At 70.0% G+C, this 1,026-nt stretch carries 1 protein-coding gene; it reads right to left on the bottom strand.

Going from position 1 to position 1,026, the window contains the following annotated elements:
* Positions 1-1,026, bottom strand: a complete 1,026-nt coding sequence (locus AB0903_RS34330) for a 6-phosphofructokinase (protein ID WP_366708750.1) — start codon at positions 1,024-1,026, stop codon at positions 1-3.

Here is a 1,026-nt window from a genome sequence, read left to right as displayed (position 1 = left end):
TCAGAGGACCGTCTCTGCCTCGTCGTACCGGTCCACGGGTACGGTCTTCAGTGTCCTGGTGGCCTCGGCGAGGGGCACCATCGTGATGTCGGTGCCGCGCAGCGCGGTCATCATGCCGAACTCGCCGCGGTGTGCGGCCTCCACGGCGTGCCATCCGAAGCGGGTCGCGAGGACCCGGTCGTAGGCCGTGGGTGTGCCGCCGCGCTGGACGTGGCCGAGGATGACCGGGCGGGCCTCCTTGCCGAGGCGTTCCTCCAGTTCGACGGAGAGCTGGCGGGCCACACCCGCGAACCTCTCGTGGCCGTAGATGTCCTTGCCGCCTTCGTCCCATCGCATCGAGCCTTCGCGGGGCTTGGCGCCTTCGGCGACGACCACGATCGCGAACCGCTTTCCGGCCTCGAACCGGGCGCCGACGCGCTTGGTGAGTTCTTCGATGTCGAACGGGCGCTCCGGTACCACGATCGCGTGGGCGCCGGCCGCCATGCCCGAGTGCAGCGCGATCCAGCCGGTGTGGCGGCCCATGACCTCGACGATCAGGACGCGCTGGTGCGACTCCGCGGTGGTCTTCAGGCGGTCGAGTGCTTCGGTGGCCACGCCGACGGCGGTGTCGAAGCCGAAGGTGACGTCGGTGGCGGAGATGTCGTTGTCGATCGTCTTGGGGACGCCGACGATGGGGAGGCCGTTGTCGGAGAGCAGCCGGGCCGCTTTGAGGGTGCCCTCGCCGCCGATCGGGATGATGGCGTCCAGGCCGAGGTCGGTGACGTGGCCCCTGGCCCGTTCGACTCCGTCGCGCAGGTGGGCGGGCTGGACCCGGGAGGAGCCGAGGATGGTGCCGCCGCGGGCGAGGATGCCGCCCACCGCGTCCAGGTCGAGTTTGCGGTAGTCGCACTCCAGGAGGCCCTTCCAGCCGTCGTGGAAGCCGATGACCTCGTCACCGTGGTCGACTACGGCGCGGTGCACGACGGAACGGATGACGGCGTTCAGACCGGGGCAGTCGCCGCCGGAAGTGAGCACACCAATGCGCAT

It is taken from the genome of Streptomyces sp. NPDC048389 (assembly GCF_040706335.1).
In the GTDB taxonomy this organism is placed as follows: domain Bacteria; phylum Actinomycetota; class Actinomycetes; order Streptomycetales; family Streptomycetaceae; genus Streptomyces.
The sequence above is the reverse complement of the archived record's forward strand: the minus strand, read 5'-3'. Positions and strand labels throughout refer to the sequence as shown.

Coding starts and splice junctions, on each gene's coding strand:
- AB0903_RS34330 (WP_366708750.1), bottom strand. CDS start 1,026: ATGCGCATTGGTGTGCTCACTTCCGGCGGCGACTGCCCCGGTCTGAAC.